General features: G+C 56.0%; 23 protein-coding genes. 17 read left to right on the top strand and 6 right to left on the bottom strand.

All coding sequences use genetic code 11. The features are described 5' to 3' along the window. Position 1: 1 nt before the first annotated feature. A complete protein-coding gene (locus UTM25_RS08575) occupies positions 2–346 on the top strand; it encodes a gamma-glutamylcyclotransferase (RefSeq protein ID WP_014830431.1) in 345 nt (114 codons plus the stop codon). A gap of 315 nt (positions 347–661) precedes the next feature. Here UTM25_RS08575 and UTM25_RS08570 read toward each other — a convergent pair whose 3' ends face one another. The 3 genes from UTM25_RS08570 to ppa all read right to left on the bottom strand — a co-directional run bounded on the left by UTM25_RS08570 (position 662) and on the right by ppa (position 2,465). Continuing rightward, positions 662–1,132, bottom strand: coding sequence for a hypothetical protein (locus UTM25_RS08570; RefSeq protein ID WP_194401563.1), 471 nt, complete (start codon positions 1,130–1,132; stop codon positions 662–664). Further along, on the bottom strand, positions 1,129–1,266 hold the full coding sequence (locus UTM25_RS08565) for a hypothetical protein (RefSeq protein ID WP_233469428.1): 138 nt from the start codon (positions 1,264–1,266) through the stop codon (positions 1,129–1,131). Before UTM25_RS08565 ends, UTM25_RS08570 begins: the two co-directional genes overlap by 4 nt. A gap of 668 nt (positions 1,267–1,934) precedes the next feature. Then, complete coding sequence (gene ppa / locus UTM25_RS08560) at positions 1,935–2,465, bottom strand: inorganic diphosphatase (RefSeq protein ID WP_020684412.1); 531 nt, start codon at positions 2,463–2,465, stop codon at positions 1,935–1,937. A 309-nt stretch (positions 2,466–2,774) separates the two neighbouring features. Here ppa and ytfQ point away from each other — a divergent pair, with 309 nt between their 5' ends. From ytfQ to UTM25_RS08535, 5 genes are all read left to right on the top strand, one after another. Beyond that, positions 2,775–3,731 (top strand): galactofuranose ABC transporter substrate-binding protein YtfQ, encoded by a 957-nt coding sequence (gene ytfQ, locus UTM25_RS08555; protein WP_148244380.1) that lies wholly within the window; start codon positions 2,775–2,777, stop codon positions 3,729–3,731. 65 nt (positions 3,732–3,796) lie between these two features. Further along, a complete protein-coding gene (gene ytfR, locus UTM25_RS08550; RefSeq protein WP_194401562.1) occupies positions 3,797–5,299 on the top strand; it encodes a galactofuranose ABC transporter, ATP-binding protein YtfR in 1,503 nt (500 codons plus the stop codon). A 10-nt stretch (positions 5,300–5,309) separates the two neighbouring features. Beyond that, complete coding sequence (gene ytfT / locus UTM25_RS08545; protein ID WP_194401561.1) at positions 5,310–6,335, top strand: galactofuranose ABC transporter, ATP-binding protein YtfT; 1,026 nt, start codon at positions 5,310–5,312, stop codon at positions 6,333–6,335. Next, entirely contained in the window at positions 6,322–7,323 is a 1,002-nt protein-coding gene (yjfF, locus tag UTM25_RS08540; protein ID WP_023310175.1) for a galactofuranose ABC transporter, permease protein YjfF, read from the top strand. Before ytfT ends, yjfF begins: the two co-directional genes overlap by 14 nt. Positions 7,324–7,416: 93 nt before the next feature. Continuing rightward, positions 7,417–8,988: a methyl-accepting chemotaxis protein gene (locus UTM25_RS08535; RefSeq protein ID WP_194401560.1), complete on the top strand. Its 1,572-nt coding sequence runs from the start codon at positions 7,417–7,419 to the stop codon at positions 8,986–8,988. On the opposite strand, the gene UTM25_RS08530 is transcribed toward UTM25_RS08535, so the two are convergent. Next, positions 8,960–9,316: a helix-turn-helix domain-containing protein gene (locus tag UTM25_RS08530; RefSeq protein ID WP_194401559.1), complete on the bottom strand. Its 357-nt coding sequence runs from the start codon at positions 9,314–9,316 to the stop codon at positions 8,960–8,962. The two genes, UTM25_RS08535 and UTM25_RS08530, sit on opposite strands and share 29 nt — an antisense overlap. Before the next feature lie 150 nt (positions 9,317–9,466). Next, the gene (gene fbp, locus UTM25_RS08525; RefSeq protein WP_023310178.1) at positions 9,467–10,465 is read right to left on the bottom strand and encodes a class 1 fructose-bisphosphatase; all 999 of its coding nucleotides are present in this window, start codon (positions 10,463–10,465) and stop codon (positions 9,467–9,469) included. A 197-nt stretch (positions 10,466–10,662) separates the two neighbouring features. Between fbp and mpl the strand changes: the two genes are divergently transcribed. Beyond that, positions 10,663–12,042, top strand: a complete 1,380-nt coding sequence (gene mpl / locus UTM25_RS08520) for a UDP-N-acetylmuramate:L-alanyl-gamma-D-glutamyl-meso-diaminopimelate ligase (RefSeq protein ID WP_194401558.1) — start codon at positions 10,663–10,665, stop codon at positions 12,040–12,042. Between the two features lie 94 nt (positions 12,043–12,136). Here the strand turns inward: mpl and yjgA are convergent, their stop codons facing one another. Further along, a complete protein-coding gene (gene yjgA, locus UTM25_RS08515) occupies positions 12,137–12,688 on the bottom strand; it encodes a ribosome biogenesis factor YjgA (RefSeq protein WP_029739257.1) in 552 nt (183 codons plus the stop codon). A 95-nt stretch (positions 12,689–12,783) separates the two neighbouring features. Between yjgA and pmbA the strand changes: the two genes are divergently transcribed. From pmbA to dagF, 10 genes are all read left to right on the top strand, one after another. Further along, positions 12,784–14,136: a metalloprotease PmbA gene (gene pmbA / locus UTM25_RS08510; RefSeq protein WP_194401557.1), complete on the top strand. Its 1,353-nt coding sequence runs from the start codon at positions 12,784–12,786 to the stop codon at positions 14,134–14,136. Between the two features lie 41 nt (positions 14,137–14,177). After that, positions 14,178–14,564 (top strand): cytochrome b562, encoded by a 387-nt coding sequence (gene cybC / locus UTM25_RS08505; RefSeq protein WP_008501412.1) that lies wholly within the window; start codon positions 14,178–14,180, stop codon positions 14,562–14,564. 315 nt (positions 14,565–14,879) lie between these two features. Then, on the top strand, positions 14,880–15,218 hold the full coding sequence (locus UTM25_RS08500; protein WP_194401556.1) for a glycine dehydrogenase: 339 nt from the start codon (positions 14,880–14,882) through the stop codon (positions 15,216–15,218). A 10-nt stretch (positions 15,219–15,228) separates the two neighbouring features. Then, a complete protein-coding gene (locus tag UTM25_RS08495) occupies positions 15,229–15,591 on the top strand; it encodes an SFCGS family glycine-rich protein (RefSeq protein ID WP_023293430.1) in 363 nt (120 codons plus the stop codon). Between the two features lie 2 nt (positions 15,592–15,593). Further along, entirely contained in the window at positions 15,594–15,893 is a 300-nt protein-coding gene (locus UTM25_RS08490; protein WP_006810338.1) for a DUF4312 family protein, read from the top strand. 22 nt (positions 15,894–15,915) lie between these two features. Continuing rightward, positions 15,916–16,692 (top strand): DUF4311 domain-containing protein, encoded by a 777-nt coding sequence (locus UTM25_RS08485; RefSeq protein WP_023310182.1) that lies wholly within the window; start codon positions 15,916–15,918, stop codon positions 16,690–16,692. Between the two features lie 13 nt (positions 16,693–16,705). After that, entirely contained in the window at positions 16,706–17,347 is a 642-nt protein-coding gene (locus UTM25_RS08480) for a DUF4310 family protein (RefSeq protein WP_023310183.1), read from the top strand. Between the two features lie 42 nt (positions 17,348–17,389). Further along, complete coding sequence (locus UTM25_RS08475; protein WP_194401555.1) at positions 17,390–18,523, top strand: amidohydrolase/deacetylase family metallohydrolase; 1,134 nt, start codon at positions 17,390–17,392, stop codon at positions 18,521–18,523. After that, on the top strand, positions 18,507–19,625 hold the full coding sequence (locus UTM25_RS08470; protein ID WP_194401554.1) for a DgaE family pyridoxal phosphate-dependent ammonia lyase: 1,119 nt from the start codon (positions 18,507–18,509) through the stop codon (positions 19,623–19,625). The genes UTM25_RS08475 and UTM25_RS08470 overlap by 17 nt, the downstream gene beginning before the upstream one ends. Next, positions 19,622–20,362, top strand: a complete 741-nt coding sequence (gene dagF / locus UTM25_RS08465) for a 2-dehydro-3-deoxy-phosphogluconate aldolase (RefSeq protein ID WP_023310186.1) — start codon at positions 19,622–19,624, stop codon at positions 20,360–20,362. The genes UTM25_RS08470 and dagF overlap by 4 nt, the downstream gene beginning before the upstream one ends. Positions 20,363–20,381: the final 19 nt, after the last annotated feature.

The following is a 20,381-nucleotide window of genomic DNA, read 5'->3' as shown; positions in this document are numbered from 1 at the left end:
AATGCGAATATTTGTCTACGGCAGTTTACGAACCAAGCAAGGCAACAGTCACTGGATGACCAATGCCCTGCTGTTGGGTAATTACAATATCGAGAACTACCAGTTGTACAGCCTGGGCCACTATCCAGGCGCGGTTCCGGGCGAAGGAACAGTACAGGGTGAAGTGTATCGTATTGATAATGCGACACTTGCCGAACTTGATGCCTTGCGCACCAGGGGCGGTGAATACGCACGCCAGTTGATCCAGACGCCGTACGGAAGTGCGTGGATGTATGTCTACCAGCGTCCGGTCGAAGGGTTAACGCGGATTGTAAGCGGTAACTGGTTAGACAGAGACCAGTACTGAAAAACGACAACGCCACCGTGAGGTGGCGTTGTTTTTTTGTTCCTTCAACTCTCTTCTGTATCCCGGCGCCGGGTTAAAAAAAGAGGAACGAACAGCATGATATAGGGGGCAATAAGCCATAACAAACACAGGGCGCGTGAACGGCCATAGTAGTTTATGCACCGCGTATTGCTTGAAATGACGGGCAGGAAAAACAGTAAAAACAGCAGAATCGCATAATCGCTTCGATAAGGGATCCATAAGTAAAACAAAAACCAGGCAAGCTGGAATGTCATGATGCAGAGATACTGCCATTTGCTGTCTTTGCCGTAACAGTCAAACGCCTTTATGTAGCCCATCTTTATGCTTTGAAGAAAGAAACTTAGCATGTATAACGCTCACGATCGCGACGGTCAGGAGTGTGCTCGTCAGCAACGCCCCTAAAAAATAGCTGTGGGTGATATCAGTAGCACCCGAGCCTAAAGTATGTAATTTACTATATCCTCTATCTACTGCAACAAAAAGCGTATATAGCCCGATGTTAATACAGAACTGAAGCAGACAAGAAGTGATAATATTCCCTGGGATTCTTTTTAATAGAGTAAGTGACGCATGAATAATACTTGCTGATAGAGCGAAGTAAAGCCCGTTAAATAAACTGGATAGTAATGAGCTATTTATTTCACTGAAAATTAAATTATCGCTTCCATAGTACCATGACAGATATTCAATATACGTATTTCTTCCAAATATAAAGGAGGCAATAATAAGAACGAATAGGCTCACAATATGGCTTTTCTTACTCATAATTTTGCTCCCTTAGATAGCAGTTCCCTCATCGTTTTACTGGCTTCTAGCTGATCTTTGATTATGGCAAGGTCACGAGTATTGTGGTTATATTTTGCAATAGCGGTTGGCGTACCTTTACCACCATTGTCCATAAAGAAGACAATATCCTTACGACCATAAAGAAGAACTTGTGGGATGGGATCCCGCCCATAACTCACCGCCTGCGGCAGGGAGTGGATAGACTCTGTCGTGAGGAACCGAGGAATATTTTCATGCTCAATATTACCTAAAGGCGTTGTGGCAACAAGAGATCCAATAAAATCGGTCGTATATACTAACGCATCTGTATCTTTGGTCGTTACTTTCGAGCCCGTAATATATTTTATCTGTTGCTAAAGGGTAATATCTTTAGGGGAAACCTTAACGCCATCCATAAACATATCTTGCATGCGTTTTAGCTGAATGACAGTTCGGTGCAGCTGAGTCAAAGAGGGCTGATTTCCCCAATAGAAGGCATAAGGCCATCACGGGAATAAAGTCGTTCAATGATAAAATAAATCCCAGTTGGGCGGGCAACATTAATGTTAATGGATGACATATGAATTCTATAATGAAGGTGGATTAATGTTCATCATGACAGTATGTTGTGAACAGCCAGGCTATTCAACCACTCCCACCATAAATGATAGGACGTCTTTTCTGTTTTTAATGTCCAAATCAAAAAGAAAGGGATTTTTCTTAAATAACCCGTTTTTGCCGATTTTAACCAAATAAATAAAAAAGCCCCGACCAGCGGGGCTTTATCGATCGGCAGTAAGAATTACTTCTTAGCAGCGCGTTCGAAAGAGGCGATGATTTCAGCTTTCGCCGCTTCTGCGTTGTCCCAGCCGTCAACCTTAACCCACTTGCCTTTTTCGAGGTCTTTGTAGTGCTCGAAGAAGTGGCTGATCTGCGCTTTCAGCAGCTCTGGCAGGTCGTTCACATCTTTAATGTGATCGTATTCTTTGCTCAGCTTGGTGTGCGGTACCGCAACCAGTTTCGCATCTTCACCGGCTTCGTCGGTCATTTTCAGCACGCCAACTGGACGGCAGCGAATGACTGAGCCTGGCTGCAGTGGGTATGGCGTTGGGACCAGCACGTCAACCGGATCTCCGTCCAGAGACAGGGTGTTGTTGATGTAACCGTAGTTGCACGGGTAGAACATCGCGGTAGACATAAAGCGGTCAACGAACAGCGCACCAGTGTCTTTGTCGATTTCGTATTTGATCGGATCTGCGTTAGCCGGGATTTCGATAACTACGTAGATGTCTTCTGGCAGTTCTTTACCCGCAGGGACGTTGAGTAAGCTCATGTCGGTGTCCTTTAAAATGGATGGTAAACAAGTGGCAGGTATTATAGCCAACTCGCGCTGAATGTCTCCGCCTGTTTTCGCTTTCTCTCCCCGCTTTCACCACTTTTCAGACCGATTCCATGACAGGAAAATCCATAAACTCAGCCGCATTTTTCATGGCGAAATGAAAGCGATTACAAACTTGTGATTAACGTTTTATTCACTTTTCTGAAGTGTGATGTAACGCAATTCGTTACATATTTCATGGGCTATAGTCATTCCGCAGAACATCTTTTAACCAACAATAACTCACCCTACGAGGACGTTCATATGTGGAAGCGCTTACTCCTGGTCACAGCAGTTTCGGCAGCCATGTCGTCTATGGCGATGGCCGCTCCCTTAACCGTAGGTTTTTCGCAAGTCGGCTCTGAATCTGGCTGGCGAGCGGCAGAAACCAACGTTGCGAAAAGCGAGGCTCAGAAACGCGGCATTACCCTGAAAATCGCCGATGGTCAGCAAAAACAAGAGAATCAGATCAAAGCCGTGCGCTCCTTTATCGCCCAGGGCGTGGATGCCATCTTTATTGCACCCGTCGTGGCGACCGGCTGGGAACCCGTCCTGAAGGAAGCGAAAGACGCTGAGATCCCGGTCTTCCTGCTCGACCGTTCCATCGACGTCAAAGACAAATCCCTCTATATGACCACCGTGACGGCCAATAACGTTCTTGAAGGACAGTTAATTGGTGACTGGCTGGTGAAGCAGGTCGACGGCAAGCCGTGTAACGTCGTTGAGCTGCAGGGCACCGTCGGCGCGAGCGTGGCCATCGACCGTAAAAAAGGCTTTGCTGAGGCCATAGCTAAAGCGCCAAACATCAAGATCATCCGCTCTCAGTCCGGCGACTTTACGCGCAGTAAAGGTAAAGAGGTCATGGAGAGCTTCATTAAGGCTGAAAACAACGGCAAGAACATCTGCATGGTTTACGCCCACAACGATGACATGGTGATCGGTGCGATTCAGGCAATTAAAGAAGCGGGCCTGAAGCCGGGCAAAGATATCCTCACCGGTTCTATCGACGGCGTGCCGGACATCTACAAAGCGATGATCGATGGCGAAGCCAACGCCAGCGTGGAGCTGACGCCAAACATGGCGGGCCCGGCATTCGACGCGCTGGAGAAATTCAAGAAAGACGGCACGATGCCTGAGAAGGTGACGGTCACCAGGTCCACGCTCTACCTGCCTGACACGGCGAAAGAAGAGTTAGAGAAGAAGAAAAATATGGGCTACTGATCCAGTGAAATTGCCGGGTGGCTCTGCGCTTACCCGGCCAACGGGAACGTGCCGGGGGCGTAAATATGAAAACTGAACAACACCAGGAAATCCTCCGCACAGAGGGCCTGAGTAAATTCTTTCCCGGCGTAAAGGCGCTGGATAGCGTTGATTTCAGCCTCCGGCGCGGTGAGATTATGGCGCTGCTGGGCGAGAACGGCGCGGGAAAATCGACGCTGATTAAATCCCTCACCGGCGTTTATCACGCCGATCGCGGCACCATCTGGCTGGAAGGCAACGCCATTTCGCCGAAAAATACCGCCCATGCCCAGCAGCTGGGGATCGGGACGGTGTACCAGGAAGTGAACCTGCTGCCGAATATGTCGGTGGCGGATAATCTGTTTATTGGCCGTGAGCCGCGACGTTTTGGCCTGCTGCGCCGCAAAGAGATGGAGGCGCGGGCCACGAAGCTGATGGAATCGTACGGCTTCTCCCTCGACGTTCGCGAGCCACTGAACCGCTTTTCCGTGGCGATGCAGCAGATCGTCGCCATCTGTCGCGCGATCGATCTCTCCGCGAAGGTACTCATCCTCGATGAACCCACCGCCAGCCTCGATACCCAGGAAGTGGAGATGCTCTTTACCCTGATGCGCCAGCTGCGCGATCAGGGCGTCAGCCTGATCTTCGTCACGCACTTCCTCGATCAGGTATATGAGGTAAGCGATCGCATAACGGTGCTGCGCAACGGAAGCTTTGTCGGCTGCCGCGAAACCCGCGATCTGCCGCAGATCGAGCTGGTGAAAATGATGCTGGGCCGCGAGCTGGAAACCAACGCCCTACAGCGTGCAGGGCGCACGCTGCTGAGCGAGAAACCGGTCGCCGCGTTCTGCGATTACGGCAAGAAAGGGGTGATATCGCCGTTTAATCTGGAAGTCCGCCCGGGCGAAATTGTCGGGCTGGCGGGCCTGCTGGGTTCCGGCCGGACCGAAACCGCCGAGGTGATCTTCGGGATCAAACCTGCCGACAGCGGCACGGCGCTGATCAAGGGCAAACCGCAAACCTTACGATCGCCGCATCAGGCCTCCTGCCTGGGCGTCGGCTTCTGCCCGGAAGACCGAAAAACGGACGGTATTATTGCCGCGGCCTCGGTGCGGGAAAATATCATCCTGGCGCTGCAGGCCCAGCGCGGCTGGCTGCGCCCGATCCCCCGTAAAGAGCAAAACGCCATCGCCGAGCGCTTTATCCGTCAGTTGGGTATTCGTACCCCGAGCGCGGAACAGTCTATTGAGTTCCTCTCCGGCGGTAACCAGCAGAAGGTTCTCCTCTCCCGCTGGCTGCTGACCAAACCCCAGTTCCTGATCCTCGATGAACCAACCCGCGGCATTGACGTGGGGGCGCATGCCGAAATTATCCGGCTTATCGAAACCCTGTGCGCGGACGGTCTGGCGCTGCTGGTTATTTCGTCCGAGCTGGAGGAGCTGGTGGGCTATGCCGATCGCGTCATCATCATGCGCGATCGCAAACAGGTGGCAGAGATCCCGCTGGATAAGCTGTCCGTTCCGGCGATCATGAATGCCATCGCGGCATAAGGAGTAAATCGTGATGCCCCGTTCGCTTTCGCAAACCGGTGAGTCAAAGCGCCGATTCAGCTGGCCAACCGGCACGCCGCAAATCGCAGCGCTGCTGGTGGTTCTGCTGGTTGATAGCCTGGTCGCGCCGCATTTCTTCCAGATTATCGTGCAGGATGGTCGCCTGTTTGGCAGCCCAATAGACATTCTAAACCGTGCCGCGCCGGTGGCGCTGCTGGCCATCGGGATGACGCTGGTCATCGCCACCGGCGGGATTGACCTCTCCGTCGGCGCGGTGATGGCCATCGCCGGGGCCACGGCAGCTTCCATGACCGTGTCCGGACACAGCCTGCCGGTGGTATTGCTGGCGGCCTTAGGCACCGGCGTGCTGGCCGGATTATGGAACGGCATTCTGGTGGCGGTGCTGAAAATTCAGCCCTTTGTCGCCACCCTTATCTTAATGGTGGCCGGGCGCGGCGTGGCGCAGCTGATTACCTCCGGGCAGATTGTCACCTTTAACTCCCCGAGCCTGGCGTGGCTCGGTAGCGGCAACCTTCTGTTCTTCCCGACGCCGGTGATTATTGCCCTCGTGACGCTGGTTATCTTTTGGCTCTTTACCCGCAAAACGGCGCTCGGCATGTTTATTGAAGCGGTGGGGATCAACATCCGCGCCGCGCGCAACGCCGGGGTCAACACCCGCTTGATGGTGATGCTGACCTACGTGCTGAGCGGCGTCTGCGCCGCCATTGCCGGGGTCATCGTCGCGGCGGATATTCGCGGGGCCGATGCCAACAATGCGGGGCTCTGGCTGGAGCTGGATGCGATCCTCGCGGTGGTGATCGGCGGTGGATCGCTGATGGGCGGGCGCTTTAACCTGCTGCTCTCGGTGATTGGCGCGCTGATCATTCAGGGCATGAACACCGGGATCCTGCTCTCCGGTTTTCAGCCGGAACTCAACCAGGTGGTGAAAGCGGTGGTCGTGCTCTGCGTGCTGATCGTCCAGTCGCCGCGCTTTGTCAGCGTCATTAAGGGGATCCGTGGCCATGATAAAACGTAATTTACCGTTGATGATCACGCTGGGCGTATTTGTGCTGGGGTACCTCTACTGTCTGACGCAGTTCCCCGGTTTTGCCTCGACGCGCGTGATCTGCAATATCCTGACCGATAACGCCTTTTTAGGCATCATCGCCGTCGGGATGACCTTTGTGATCCTCTCCGGCGGGATAGATCTCTCCGTCGGGTCGGTGATCGCGTTCACGGGCGTGTTCCTCGCGAAGGCGATCGGCTTCTGGGGGATCTCTCCGCTGGTGGCGTTTCCGCTGGTGCTGGCGATGGGCTGCGCATTTGGCGCCTTTATGGGGCTGCTGATCGACGCGTTAAAAATCCCGGCGTTTATCATTACCCTCGCGGGAATGTTCTTCCTCCGTGGGGTGAGCTATCTGGTGTCGGAAGAGTCGATTCCGATCAACCATCCGGTGTACGACACGCTCTCAAGCTTGGCGTGGAAAATTCCCGGCGGCGGTCGCCTGAGCGCGATGGGGCTGCTGATGCTGGGCGTGGTGGTGATTGGCATCTTCCTCGCCCACCGTACCCGGTTTGGCAATCAGGTGTACGCCATCGGCGGTAGCGCCACGTCGGCAAACCTGATGGGGATCTCCACCCGCAGCACCACCATCCGCATCTACATGCTCTCTACCGGCCTGGCGACGCTGGCGGGTATCGTCTTCTCGGTGTATACCCAGGCGGGCTATGCCCTTGCAGGCGTGGGCGTTGAGCTGGATGCGATTGCTTCTGTGGTTATCGGCGGAACGCTGCTCAGCGGCGGGGTGGGGACGGTGCTGGGGACGCTGTTCGGCGTGGCTATCCAGGGGCTGATACAAACCTATATCAACTTTGACGGCACGCTCAGCTCCTGGTGGACGAAGATCGCCATCGGCATATTGCTGTTTATCTTTATTGCCCTGCAGCGCGGTCTTACGGTGCTCTGGGAGAACCGCCAAAGCTCACCTGTTACCCGCGTAAACACATCGGTAACAGAGCGATAACACGCTGAATTTGCTTAAAGTCTAAACATTTTCCGGTAGCGGCCGATACTCTTTTTTTATGCCCAGAAATATCTCGCTACCGGAAATAATATCATGCTTAAAACGCTATCGATTCGTACCGGCTTGCTTTCTTTACTGGCCGTTATGACCCTTCTGCTGCTGATTGTCAGCGGCATTGGCATTTATGCCCTCACACAGAGTTCTTCTTCACTGCAGCGTATTAATCACCTTCAGGGTGAGCAGATGGTGCAGCTTAACTCAGGCTATACGCTGATCCTGCGAGCGCGAAATGAGGCGGGTCAGGCCGTCCGCATGATGGAAATCGGCATGCTGGACGATGCGGCCAAAGCGGTAAAAAACATCAATCAGGAAGTTGCCCTGGCCCAGAAAACGCTGAAAGGCGTGATCGACGGCGGCGTGGCTGACGAGCAGGGGCAACAGCTGCTCGATAAAGTGGCGGCCAGCCTGGCGACGTATAGCCAGCAGGGGATCAACCCGATGCTGAAAACCCTGAATGACCAGAGCGCGGACGGGTACTACGATCTTCTGGAGAAGACGCTGATACCGGTGGCGAAGCAGTTTGATAACGATATGCAGGCGTTTCAGAAATGGAGCGAAGCGCGTGGTCAGGCGGAAGTGAGTGCCGTGCAGGCGAGTAAAACCCGCGTACTGATCCTGATTATCGTCGCAGCGCTGCTGACGGCGGGTATTATCGTGCTCGCGTGGCTGGTGCTGCGCCATATGCTGCTCAAGCCGCTCTCTGCATCGATCGCTCAGCTGGAGAACGTGGCGGCGGGGGATTTAACCCATACGCTGAATGCCCCCGCGAGCCAGGAGTTTAACCGCCTCAACGCGGTGATAGAGGAGATGCGACAGTCGCTGATGAACTCGGTTATGCGGGTACGCGATGCCAGCTCGCAAATCGACACCGGTAGCCGCGAGCTGACGCTGGGAAACCGCGATCTTGCCGAGCGTACGGAATCCACCGCCACGTCGCTGGAGCAGACGGCGGCCAGCATGGAACAGATCACCGCCACGGTGAAGCTCAACGCCGATAACGCTGAGCAGGCGCACCAGCTGGCGAAGTCGGTGTCCGACACGGCCGATCACGGCAGCGAAATGGTCTGCTACGTAATTGAAAAAATGCGCGATATCTCGGGCAGCTCGGCGCGCATCGCCGACATCCTGAGCGTGATCGACGGTATTGCCTTCCAGACCAATATCCTGGCGCTTAACGCCTCCGTGGAAGCTGCGCGCGCGGGCGAGCAGGGGCGCGGGTTTGCCGTCGTCGCGGGCGAAGTGCGAAACCTTGCCAGCCGCAGCGCCGACGCGGCGAAAGAGATCCGATCGCTTATCGGCGATTCGCAGACCCACGTTAACGAGGGCAGCGAGCTGGCCCAGCAGGCCGGCGAAACGATGGACGAGATCGCAACAGAAGTGCTGCGCATGACCAAGCTGATGCGTGAGATTGCGACCGCGTCTCAGGAGCAGAGCCGCGGTATTGAGCAGGTGAATATTGCGGTGAATCAGATGGACGAAACCGCGCAGCAGAATGCGGCGCTGGTGCAGCAATCCTCCGCCGCGACCCGCTCTCTTGAGGAGCAGTCGCGTCAGCTGATGGAAGCCATGTCATCATTCAAAGTGACGACTCAGACCGCTGCATAATATTACCCAGCCCCGGTACGTTCTGTGCCGGGGTTTTATTTTTCCCGGAATTAACCGCCGCAATATTATCGTGAATATCACCCATTAATATTTCCAGCGAACTGGTTAAGGCTAACGCTTTTTCCGTCGGTTCAAGATATAAACCTTTGCGGAAAAATAACGGTTCATCAAAGAGTTGATTAAAACGCTTTAAGGCCAGGCTCACCGCCGGACGTGACATCTCCAGACGCAAAGAGGCTTTTGCCATGCTGCCGCAGCGGACGATTTCAATAAATACAGGGATAAGATTTAAATCAATGCCGGTATTAGCACGGGAATAATTTTTCATTGCGATTCTGCTCCACGAAATATCTGTCAAACTGTTATGGAAATAATGCAGGAGCAGTGGTGAATATTAAAGCATGTTTTTTATAAACACTTATACGGTAAAATATATAAATGACCAGGGGAGCCAGAACGGCTCCCCTGTAGAGAGGTATTACGCGTCCGGGTACTCACGGATAAAACGTTCAACGTCTTCAACCATGTGGTTGTTGCCGACGAAGAATGAACGGCGCTGGTGAAGGCTTTCCGGCACGATATCCAGAATACGCTCTTTACCGTCGCTCGCCTTGCCGCCCGCCTGTTCGGCGAGGAACGCCATCGGGTTGCACTCGTACAGCAGACGCAGCTTCCCGTCCGGGTGGCTGGCGGTGCTTGGGTAGAGGTAGATACCGCCTTTCAGCAGGTTACGGTGGAAATCCGCAACCAGAGAGCCAATATAGCGGGACGTGTACGGGCGCTGGGTTGCTTTATCTTCTTCCTGGCAGAATTTAATGTACTTCTTCACGCCGTTCGGGAATCGGATGTAGTTGCCTTCGTTGATGGAGTAGGTGTTGCCCTTCTCCGGGAAGCGCATGCGTTCCTGGCTCAGGCAGAAAACGCCCAGTGACGGATCGTACGTAAAGGCGTGAACTCCGCAACCGGTGGTGTATACCAGCATGGTGGAGGAGCCATAAACGACGTAACCGGCAGCAACCTGGTTAATGCCCGGCTGCAGGAAATCTTCTTCGGTCACCGGCGTGCCAACAGGCGTGACGCGGCGGTAGATGGAGAAAATGGTACCGACAGAAACGTTAACGTCGATGTTTGAGGAACCGTCGAGCGGATCCATCAGAACAACGTATTTAGCGTGTTCACACCCTTCGAAAACAACAATTTCATCTTCTTCTTCAGAGGCGATACCCGCAACGATGTCGCGCGCGCGCAGTGCAGCTTTCAATTTTTCATTTGCGAACAGATCGAGCTTCTGTTGAACCTCGCCCTGAACGTTCTCGGCACCGCTGGCACCCAGGATATCGACCAGACCGGCCTTGTTGATATCACGGTGGATGATCTTAGCGCCCAGCTTTATTGCCGACAGCAAAGCAGTGAGTTCACCGGTAGCATGAGAGAACTCGTGCTGCTTTTCGACAATAAATTCACCTAACGTTTTCATAACACTTTCCCTGCATCTTTGTGAGTAGAGCGATTGTATGTTCACTAAAACGACTAAAGCCCAACAATCTTAACAAACATTCAAATATTAGCGCAGAGGTGAATCGCGCCAGCAACATACGGATTTACCTGAAATGCGTTTCACAGCCGCTAACATGTGAGTAAAATGTGCGCCACATTGAAGAAGGATAGTGACGTATGCGCATTCATATATTGGGGATTTGTGGCACTTTCATGGGCGGACTGGCAATGCTGGCGCGCTCGCTGGGCCATGAAGTGACAGGTTCGGACGCCAATGTGTATCCGCCAATGAGCACACTTCTGGAGAAACAGGGCATCTCGTTAATTCAGGGCTACGATGCCAGCCAGCTGGATCCCGAGCCGGACCTGGTGATCATCGGCAACGCCATGACCCGCGGCAATCCGTGCGTCGAGGCGGTTCTGGAACGCAATATTCCGTTCATGTCCGGCCCGCAGTGGCTGCATGACTTCGTCCTGCGCGACCGCTGGGTGGTTGCCGTTGCCGGTACCCATGGCAAAACCACGACCGCGGGCATGGCGACCTGGATCCTCGAAGCCTGCGGCTACAAGCCGGGCTTCGTGATTGGCGGCGTTCCGGGTAATTTCGACGTTTCTGCGCGTCTGGGTGACAGCCCGTTCTTCGTGATCGAAGCCGACGAATACGACTGCGCGTTCTTCGACAAGCGCTCCAAGTTCGTGCATTACTGCCCGCGCACGCTGATCCTCAACAACCTTGAGTTCGACCACGCGGATATTTTTGACGACCTGAAAGCGATCCAGAAACAGTTCCACCACCTGGTGCGCATTGTTCCGGGCAAGGGGCGCATCATCCTGCCGGAAAACGACATCAACCTGAAGCAGACGATGGCGATGGGCTGCTGGAGCGAGCAGGAGCTGGTGGGCGAGCAGGGCCACTGGCAGGCGAAGAAGCTCAACGCCGATGCCTCCGAGTGGGAAGTGCTGCTCGACGGTGAAAAAGTGGGTGAAGTGAAGTGGGGCCTGGTGGGCGAGCACAACATGCACAACGGCCTGATGGCCATTGCTGCGGCGCGTCACGTGGGCGTTCTGCCTGCGGATGCGGCCAATGCGCTGGGCTCGTTCATTAACGCCCGTCGCCGTCTGGAACTGCGCGGTGAAGCCCACGGCGTTACCGTGTATGACGATTTCGCGCACCACCCAACGGCCATTCTGGCAACGCTTGCCGCCCTGCGCGGCAAGGTCGGCGGGACAGCCCGCATTCTGGCGGTGCTGGAACCGCGCTCAAACACCATGAAGATGGGCATCTGCAAAGATGACCTCGCGCCGTCGTTAGGACGTGCCGATGAGGTCTTCCTGCTGCAGCCGCAGCATATTCCGTGGCAGGTGGCAGAAGTGGCCGACGCCTGCATTCAGCCTGCGCACTGGAGCGCGGATGTGGATGCGCTCGCGGATATGGTGGTGAAAGCCGCTCAGCCTGGCGACCACATTCTGGTGATGAGCAACGGCGGTTTTGGTGGGATCCATCAGAAGCTGCTGGACGGTCTGGTGAAGAAAGCGGAAGCGGCAGCCGCAGAGTAAAAAAAGCCCGGTGGCGCTTGCGCTTACCGGGCCTACTTTCCCGTATTTTCTCCCTCGCCCCTCCGGGGAGAGGGCCGGGGTGAGGGGGAAGAGATTACTCTTCGTTCTCAGACAGCTCGCGCAGATACTGGAAAATCAGGCGCGCAGACTTCGGCGGCTTATTCCCTTCTTTCTCTTTCTGCGCGTTGCGGATCAAGGAACGCAGCTGCTGGCGGTCGGCATCCGGCCACAGGTTCAGCACTTCCGGTACGGCATCATCACCCTGTTCAATCAGGCGATCGCGGATCTGCTCAAGCTTATGGAAAAACGCAACCTGCTGGTTGTGGCGGTTTTTCAGCTTGTCCAGCGCCTGGCGGATCGGATCGACATCGCGCTGACGCAGCATTTTCCCGATAAGCTGAAGCTGGCGACGACGGCCTTCTTTCTTGATTTTCTGTGCCAGTTCAATGGCATCACGCAGATCCTGGTCGAGCGGGATCTTGTCCAGCGCGTTTTTACCCAGTTCTACCATTTCTGCGCCAAGCTGTTTTAACTCTTCGGCGTCACGTTTAATTTCACTTTTACTGACCCAGATGATCTCATCATCTTCGTCTTCGATGTCATCACCGGGAACGTCGTCGAGCCAGTCTTCGGGCTGCTTAGTCATGTCAGGCTCCTTAAAAAAAGAGGCTAATGTTACCAGTTAAGACGCGCACTGAAAAACGGTTCTCTGTTAGACTTCAGATAACTCTCTCTTACAGTATGGCATTTGCGATGAAAGTAACCTCACAAGTTGAAGCGCAGCGTAAGATTCTTGAAGAAGCCGTCTCCACCGCGCTGATGCTTGCTTCAGAAAAATCAGATGGCGCCGAAGTGGCGGTCAGCAAAACCACCGGCATCAGCGTGAGTACCCGCTATGGTGAAGTGGAGAACGTAGAATTCAACAGCGATGGCGCGCTTGGGATCACGGTGTATCACCAGAATCGCAAAGGCAGCGCGTCATCCACCGATCTCAGCCCGGATGCCATTGCCCGTACGGTGCAGGCTGCGCTGGATATCGCCCGTTATACCTCTCCGGATCCTTACGCAGGCGTGGCGGATAAAGACCTGCTGGCGTTTGACGCGCCGGATCTCGATCTTTTCCATCCGGCTGAAGTGACCCCGGACGAAGCGATCGAGCTGGCCGCGCGCGCCGAGCAGGCTTCCCTGCAGGCGGATAAGCGCATCACCAATACCGAAGGCGGCAGCTTCAACAGCCACTACGGCATCAAAGTCTTCGGCAACAGCCACGGCATGCTGCAGGGCTACTGCTCCACCCGTCATTCGCTCTCCAGCTGCGTCATCGCCGAAGAAAATGGTGACATGGAGCGCGACTACGCCTACACCATTGGCCGCGCGCTGGGCGACTTGCAGTCTCCTGAGTGGGTGGGTAAAGAGTGTGCAGAACGCACGCTGTCTCGCCTGTCGCCGCGTAAACTCTCCACCATGGAGGCCCCGGTCATTTTTGCCAACGAAGTGGCGACCGGTCTGTTTGGCCATCTGGTGGGCGCTATCGCGGGCGGCTCGGTTTACCGTAAGTCGACCTTCCTGCTCGACTCGCTGGGCAAGCAGATCCTGCCGGAATGGCTCACCATTGAAGAACATCCGCACCTGCTGAAAGGGCTGGCCTCCACGCCGTTCGACAGCGAAGGCGTGCGCACCGAACGTCGCGATATCATCAAAGACGGTATTCTGACCCAGTGGCTGCTGACCAACTACTCCGCGCGCAAGCTGGGGCTGAAAAGCACCGGACACGCTGGCGGCATCCACAACTGGCGCATTGCCGGACAGGGCCTGAACTTTGAGCAGATGCTGAAAGAGATGGGCACCGGCCTGGTCGTCACGGAACTGATGGGGCAGGGCGTAAGCGGTATCACCGGAGACTACTCGCGCGGCGCGGCGGGCTTCTGGGTGGAAAACGGCGAAATCCAGTATCCGGTGAGCGAAATTACTATCGCCGGCAACCTGAAGGACATGTGGCGCAATATCGTTACGGTCGGTAACGATATTGAAACACGTAGCAATATACAGTGTGGTTCTGTACTTCTGCCGGAAATGAAAATCGCCGGTCAGTAATATCCGTAAAGGCGTTTTAATAATAAAAAAGGAAGTGAGCAATGCGTAAACATCTGTTAGCGATCGTCGCAGCTTCAACGCTGGTTCTTGGCTCTTCTGCGTTTGCTGCCGATCTTGAAGACGACATGGGCATCCTCGGTCAAAACCTGAAGGTGGTGCAGAAAACCGACAATGCGGCTGAAATGAAAGACGCGCTGACCAAAATGCGTGAAGCGGCGCTGGACGCACAAAAAGCAACGCCTCCTAAGCTGGAAAGCAAAGCGGCAGACAGCGCAGAGATGAAAGACTACCGCCACGGCTTTGACGTGCTGGTCGGCCAGATCGACGGCGCGCTGAAGCTGGCTAACGAAGGCAAAGTGAAGGAAGCCCAGGCGGCGGCCGAGCAGTTTGTGACGACCCGTAACACGTATCACAAGAAATACCGTTAACCGATCGCGCATCTGACAAACAACCAGCGGGGGCCAGTGGCTCCCGTTTTTTTTACGCGGTAATAAGTAAACCCTATCGCCATCACATTTTTGCGTCACCACGCCTGAACGTTTCGTTTCCCCGGCGCGCGTTTTGCCGCTGGAATACGTGATATTCATCACGCAAATACCGTGATTAATTCAGATTCACTGCATTTATGTGGCACAGATCACTGCTGCGGCTCGCCTTTCCACTTCGAAGTGGAAAACAACTCGCTACAAACAATTCCCCCCCAACGTTAGTTTTATTCCAGAGCCATTAACGGGGTAAGACGAGTGATTAACGGAGCGGTAATGAACGACGTTGGGGATCAGGCGAAGCAAACAGAACAGCTCGCTAACACCATGCTGCAGCAGGTTTATGCTCTGCTGGCCGGGCACAACATCATCCCCAACGCAGTACAGGAACAGATGCTGACTTCCCACGTGCGCGCTATGGCGCACCGGTCGGTGACAGGCGAGCCGCTGCCGGAAGTTGAAGCAGAGCTGTTTGACGAAATTTCACCGGATTCAATGCGGCTCGCCCGTGAAGTGGTCGCGCAGTTTGGCAATCTTCCTGATGAAGAAGCCTGGCTGCTCTCCGTTCACTTTGAAGTCGCGAAAGACAACCTTTAAGGAGCAACACATGGAACAGATTACAGTCGTGATTGGCGATCGCCTGGGTAAAGGTCAGAAAGTGGCTGCAGGTGTGGAAAAAGCCGGTGGACGCGCGGTTGTCGTACCGGGTATGGCGGCAGACATGAAGCTCGGCGACGTGATGAAAGCGGAAAACGCCACCTTCGGCATCTCCTTCTGCGGCAGCGGCGGCGCGGGTGCCATCACTGCCCAAACCAAATATGGCTACAAGGCTAAATACGGCATGCGTTCCGTGGAAGAGGGCGTGACCGCCATCAACGAAGGCTGCAACGTGCTGGGCTTTGGCTTTATGGATAAAGAAGAGCTGGGCGAGCGTCTGGTGCAGGCGTGGCAGAAGAAATACGGCGCATAAGCATGAAAGAACAGTTCACAACCACGGTGAGAGTGAAGGGGAAAGGCGACGCCAAAGCGCGCGCCTTTGCCGACGCGCTCAACCACGTTCAGGCCGCGGTGATGAAAGCCTCACCGCATATCTTACTGCGTATTGAGCCACAGGATGTGCAGGTTGTTCAGGCGCAAGAAGCGGTGCGAAAAGAAGCGTTTCTGTTCTTCTTTCTGCGCCGGGAAAGACGCACCTACAGCGTGGAGCTGGATGTGACCGTCAACGTGACCGCTATCAATCTCGACCAGGTGGATTTCGTCACGCAACGCTGATTATTCATAAAAGGGCAGACTGATGTTCTTAATTATATTAATAAAATCGCTCATCATTGGCGGCCTGGTTGGCGTCGGTGTCGGAGCCGGTGCTGCACGCATGTTTCATGCGCCTACCACTCAGGGGATGGGCGCGTTTCGTACGTTGGGGGAACTGAACTCCTGTGAAGGGGATCCGGCGTCCCACTTCTCCTTTGGGTTAGGTTTCTTCTTTAACGCCTGGGCCTCTTCCGTGGCCGCAGGTGCCTTCACACAGGACGTTGACCACCGCATCATCCCGAACTGGGGTGCTGCTGCACTGATGATCAAAAACCGTAACGTCGGCGAAACGCTGCACGACCCGCGCAAAATGGCGATTGCCTGCGGCGTGATTGGCATGCTCGTCGTCACCTTCCTGAACCTGACCGCCTCCTCCGTTCCGGCTGCGCTTCAGGTCACCGCCGTGAAGGTGCTGGTACCGGCGGCAAACCTGCTGGTGAACACCGTCATGCCGGTGATCTTCTGGCTGGCGGCCATCGACGCGGGTAAAAAATCGGGCTTCTGGGCCACCATCTTTGGCGGCGCGGCGCAGCTGATCATGGGCAACGCCGTACCGGGACTGGTGCTGGGGATACTGATCGGTAAAGGCGTGGAAGAGAGCGGCTGGAACCACGTCACCAAAGTGATGATGGCGGCGATCGTCCTGCTCTTCGTGCTGAGCGGCTTCTTCCGCGGCTTCGACATGAAGATGATCGAATCCTTCCATCTGACCGTGCCGAACTGGCTCGACATGATCCACAACTCGCTCAGCGGTAAATAACAGGAGCCTCTACATGGAACAGAATAAAGGTTTTTGGTATGCCGACTGGTCGTTCCCGATCTTCGTTGGCCTGCTCTCCTCCGGCGTTTTCGCCGGGACGCACATGTACTACCTCTACGGCATCGGCGCGTTTAACGAAGTGGCCTTCGTGGCGATGCTGAAAGCGGGGATCGATACCGGCGTCTACGGCGCGGTGGCGGCGTTCGGCGCGAGCTTCCTGTTCGCCCGTATTATCGAAGGGTCGCTGGTGGGGATTCTCGACATCGGCGGCGCCATCCAGACCGGCGTGGGCCTCGGCGTTCCGGCGCTGCTGCTGGGTGCGGGCATCATGTTCCCGGTGACCAACTTCATTGCCGCGCTGATTACCGGCCTGGTGATTGGTCTGGCGATTGGTTACGTCATCATCCTGGCGCGTAAGTTCACCATCAACCAGAGCAACTCCACCTACGGCGCAGACGTGATGATGGGCGCGGGTAACGCCTCCGGCCGCTTCCTCGGGCCGTTGATTATCCTCAGCGCCATGACCGCCTCCATTCCTATCGGCGTCGGTTCCCTGCTGGGTGCGCTGGTGTTCTACATCTGGCAGAAGCCGATCACCGGTGGCGCCATTCTCGGCGCGATGCTGTTGGGCTGGCTGTTCCCGGTCGCCCTTTAATACCCGCGGGCGCTCAGGCGCCCGCCTTATCAGGAGATCCTCATGTTTGATTTACTCCTGCGCCGTGCGCGCCTTGCCGACGATACCCTGACCGATATCGCCATTCAGGACGGGAAGATCGCGGCGCTGGGTGAGATTGACGCTCCCGCGCATAAAACGGTTGAGCTGAACGGCGACGTGTTCGTCAGCGCAGGCTGGATTGACTCCCACGTTCACTGTTACCCGAACTCCCCGATTTACCACGACGAGCCGGACAGCGTGGGCATTGCCACCGGCGTCACTTCCGTGGTGGACGCGGGCAGTACCGGTGCCGACGACGTGGACGATTTCTACGAAATCACCCGTAAAGCCTCTACCGAGGTATTTGCCCTGCTGAACATCTCCCGGGTGGGGCTGATTGCCCAGAACGAGCTGGCCAACATGGCGAACATTGACGCCGACGCGGTGAAGCAGGCGGTGAAGCGCCACCCTGATTTTATCGTCGGCCTGAAGGCGCGCATGAGCAGCAGCGTGGTCGGTGAAAACGGCATTACGCCGCTGGAGCGCGCCAAAGCCATTCAGAAAGAGAACGGCGACCTGCCGCTGATGGTGCACATTGGCAACAACCCGCCGAACCTCGACGAAATTGCCGAACTGCTGAGCTCCGGCGACATCATCACCCACTGCTACAACGGCAAACCCAACCGCATTCTGACGCCCTCCGGCGAGCTGCGCGCCTCCATCACCTCCGCCCTGAAGCGCGGCGTGCGTCTGGACGTCGGCCACGGCACGGCGAGCTTCAGCTTTGAGGTGGCGAAACGCGCCATCGCGATGGGCATTCTGCCGCACACCATCAGCTCGGATATCTACTGCCGCAACCGCATCAACGGCCCGGTGGGCTCGCTGGCAAGCGTGATGTCGAAATTCCTCGCCATCGGCATGTCGCTGCCGCAGGTGATTGACTGCGTGACCGCGAACGCCGCCGACGGCCTGCGCCTGACGCGCAAGGGCCGCATTCAGCCGGGTCTCGACGCCGACCTGACGCTGTTTACGCTTAAGCGCCAGCCGACGGTGCTGACGGATGCCGAAAACGACAGCCTGCAGGCTGAACACATTCTGGTGCCGCTTGCCGCGATCCGCGCGGGCAAGGGCTACATGACCGAACAAGGGAGCACGGAACATGCCTTCGATTTATGAGAAGTACAACTTAAAGCAGGTGATCAATACCTCCGGCCGCATGACGGCGCTGGGCGTTTCCACGCCGCGTCCGGAAGTGGTGCAGGCGGCGATGGACGGCATGAATCACTATTTCGAGATGAAGGATCTGGTCAATAAGACCGGGGAATACATCGCGAAGCTGCTGGATGTGGAAGGCGCGACGGTGGTTTCCTGCGCGTCGGCGGGCATAGCCCAGTCCGTGGCGGCGGTGCTGGTCAAAGACAGCGACTGGCTGCTGGAAAACCTGCACGTGACCCCGATTGAGAACAACGAAATCGTCCTGCCGAAAGGCCACAACGTAAACTTTGGCGCGCCGGTGGGCACCATGGTGGCGCTGGGCGGCGGCAAGCTGGTGGAGGCGGGCTACGCCAACGAATGCTCTGCCGATCAGCTGGCGGCGGCGATCACGGCGCGCACGGCGGCGATCCTCTACATCAAATCACACCACTGCGTGCAGAAAAGCATGCTCAGCGTCGAGCAGGCGGCGGTGGTGGCGCGCAAGCACGATCTCCCGCTGATCGTCGATGCGGCGGCGGAAGAAGATCTGCACGCGTACTACCGATCCGGTGCCGATCTGGTGATCTACAGCGGCGCGAAGGCGATTGAAGGCCCAACCAGCGGGCTGGTGATCGGCAAAACCCAGTACGTTGAGTGGGTGAAGCGTCAGACCGCGGGCATTGGCCGCGCGATGAAGGTGGGGAAAGAGGGCATTCTTGGCCTGACCTGCGCCATCGAGCACTACCTGACGGCGACCAAAGAGAGCGGGGCCGAGATGGTGGCGAAGATGACACCGTTTATCGAGGCGCTCAACACCCTGAACGGCGTGACCGCGCGCGTGGTCTGGGACAGCGCCGGTCGCGATATCGCCCGTACCGAGATTAAGTTCGACGAAGCCACGACCGGCGTCGGCACGGGCGATCTGGTGGCGAAGCTTAAACAGGGCGAATACGCCATTTACTTCCGCGGCTACAAGGCCAACGAAGGGATTATCGAGGCGGACGTGCGCAGCGTGAACGCTGACCAGCTGAACATCGTGTACCGCCGCATTAGCGAAGTATTAGGACAGGAGAAAAAAGCATGAAACTGACCCCTAACTTTTACCGTGACCGCGTCTGCCTGAACGTGCTGGCAGGATCGAAAGCCAACGCCAGCGCCATTTACGAGGCGGCGGAAGGTCACGTGCTGGTGGGCGTGCTCTCCAAAAATTACCCGGACGTGGCGAGCGCCGTTGCCGACATGCGCGAATACGCCGCGCTGATTGATAACGCGCTCTCCGTCGGCCTCGGCGCGGGGGATCCGAACCAGTCGGCGATGGTGAGCGAGATCTCCCGTCAGGTGCAGCCGCAGCATGTCAACCAGGTCTTTACCGGCGTGGCCACCAGCCGCGCGCTGCTGGGGCAGAATGAGTCGGTGGTCAACGGTCTTGTCTCTCCAACCGGCACCGTCGGGATGGTCAAAATTTCCACCGGACCGCTGAGCAGCAACGCTCCGGACGGCATCGTACCGGTTGAAACCGCGATTGCCCTGCTGAAGGATTTCGGCGGCAGCTCCATCAAATACTTCCCGATGGGCGGCCTGAAGTGCCGTGACGAGTACAAAGCGGTGGCGGAAGCCTGCGCCCGTCACGACTTCTGGCTGGAGCCGACCGGGGGTATCGATCTGGAAAACTATGAGGAGATCCTGCAGATCGCCCTCGACGCGGGCGTGAGCAAAATCATCCCACATATCTACAGCTCGATTATCGACAAAGCCAGCGGCGACACGCGCCCGGAAGACGTGCGTACGCTGCTGGAAATGACGAAGAAGCTGGTTAAGTAGAACAAAACCTTACCGCACA

The sequence above is a fragment of the Enterobacter sp. 61D5 genome (genome assembly GCF_034107965.1).
Classification (GTDB): Bacteria; Pseudomonadota; Gammaproteobacteria; order Enterobacterales; family Enterobacteriaceae; genus Enterobacter; species Enterobacter cloacae_M.
The sequence above is the reverse complement of the archived record's forward strand: the minus strand, read 5'-3'. Positions and strand labels throughout refer to the sequence as shown.

What these genes read in the sequence shown, in the direction of transcription:
- UTM25_RS08575 (WP_014830431.1), top strand. Translation starts at nt 2, where the DNA reads ATGCGAATATTTGTCTACGGCAGTTTACGAACCAAGCAAGGCAACAGT.
- UTM25_RS08570 (WP_194401563.1), bottom strand. Translation starts at nt 1,132, where the DNA reads ATGAGTAAGAAAAGCCATATTGTGAGCCTATTCGTTCTTATTATTGCC.
- UTM25_RS08565 (WP_233469428.1), bottom strand. Translation starts at nt 1,266, where the DNA reads ATGGACAATGGTGGTAAAGGTACGCCAACCGCTATTGCAAAATATAAC.
- ppa (WP_020684412.1), bottom strand. Translation starts at nt 2,465, where the DNA reads ATGAGCTTACTCAACGTCCCTGCGGGTAAAGAACTGCCAGAAGACATC.
- ytfQ (WP_148244380.1), top strand. Translation starts at nt 2,775, where the DNA reads ATGTGGAAGCGCTTACTCCTGGTCACAGCAGTTTCGGCAGCCATGTCG.
- ytfR (WP_194401562.1), top strand. Translation starts at nt 3,797, where the DNA reads ATGAAAACTGAACAACACCAGGAAATCCTCCGCACAGAGGGCCTGAGT.
- yjfF (WP_023310175.1), top strand. Translation starts at nt 6,322, where the DNA reads ATGATAAAACGTAATTTACCGTTGATGATCACGCTGGGCGTATTTGTG.
- UTM25_RS08535 (WP_194401560.1), top strand. Translation starts at nt 7,417, where the DNA reads ATGCTTAAAACGCTATCGATTCGTACCGGCTTGCTTTCTTTACTGGCC.
- UTM25_RS08530 (WP_194401559.1), bottom strand. Translation starts at nt 9,316, where the DNA reads ATGAAAAATTATTCCCGTGCTAATACCGGCATTGATTTAAATCTTATC.
- fbp (WP_023310178.1), bottom strand. Translation starts at nt 10,465, where the DNA reads ATGAAAACGTTAGGTGAATTTATTGTCGAAAAGCAGCACGAGTTCTCT.
- mpl (WP_194401558.1), top strand. Translation starts at nt 10,663, where the DNA reads ATGCGCATTCATATATTGGGGATTTGTGGCACTTTCATGGGCGGACTG.
- yjgA (WP_029739257.1), bottom strand. Translation starts at nt 12,688, where the DNA reads ATGACTAAGCAGCCCGAAGACTGGCTCGACGACGTTCCCGGTGATGAC.
- pmbA (WP_194401557.1), top strand. Translation starts at nt 12,784, where the DNA reads ATGGCATTTGCGATGAAAGTAACCTCACAAGTTGAAGCGCAGCGTAAG.
- cybC (WP_008501412.1), top strand. Translation starts at nt 14,178, where the DNA reads ATGCGTAAACATCTGTTAGCGATCGTCGCAGCTTCAACGCTGGTTCTT.
- UTM25_RS08495 (WP_023293430.1), top strand. Translation starts at nt 15,229, where the DNA reads ATGGAACAGATTACAGTCGTGATTGGCGATCGCCTGGGTAAAGGTCAG.
- UTM25_RS08490 (WP_006810338.1), top strand. Translation starts at nt 15,594, where the DNA reads ATGAAAGAACAGTTCACAACCACGGTGAGAGTGAAGGGGAAAGGCGAC.
- UTM25_RS08485 (WP_023310182.1), top strand. Translation starts at nt 15,916, where the DNA reads ATGTTCTTAATTATATTAATAAAATCGCTCATCATTGGCGGCCTGGTT.
- UTM25_RS08480 (WP_023310183.1), top strand. Translation starts at nt 16,706, where the DNA reads ATGGAACAGAATAAAGGTTTTTGGTATGCCGACTGGTCGTTCCCGATC.
- UTM25_RS08475 (WP_194401555.1), top strand. Translation starts at nt 17,390, where the DNA reads ATGTTTGATTTACTCCTGCGCCGTGCGCGCCTTGCCGACGATACCCTG.
- UTM25_RS08470 (WP_194401554.1), top strand. Translation starts at nt 18,507, where the DNA reads ATGCCTTCGATTTATGAGAAGTACAACTTAAAGCAGGTGATCAATACC.
- dagF (WP_023310186.1), top strand. Translation starts at nt 19,622, where the DNA reads ATGAAACTGACCCCTAACTTTTACCGTGACCGCGTCTGCCTGAACGTG.